Here is a 276-nt window from a genome sequence, read left to right as displayed (position 1 = left end):
GAATCGCAATACGCTGCGCGTCAAGAGTGACCTGTAATTCGCAGCCCTGCCAGAACAGAGGGAAAGACAACTGTTGCCACTGCTCAGGTAACGCCGGATTGAGATGCAATTCACCGTCACGCACGCTCACCCCGGCAAAACCCTGAATCGCCCCCAGCCAGATAGCGCCAGTTGCGGCAGCATGGATACCATCATCACATCTATGCGGATCAGCACCCAGATCGATTTCAGTCCCCTCGCGCCAGAACTGATAACTTTGGGTCAGCAGGCCACAGC

The 276-nt window shown here is 56.2% G+C and carries 1 protein-coding gene; it reads right to left on the bottom strand.

Annotated elements, in window-relative coordinates:
• Positions 1–276: glycosyl hydrolase family 65 domain-containing protein (locus AC0L27_RS41325; RefSeq protein ID WP_473323882.1), on the bottom strand; the 276-nt coding region annotated here is incomplete at both ends.

It is taken from the genome of Bradyrhizobium sp. Ken51 (assembly GCF_055807435.1).
The sequence above is the reverse complement of the archived record's forward strand: the minus strand, read 5'-3'. Positions and strand labels throughout refer to the sequence as shown.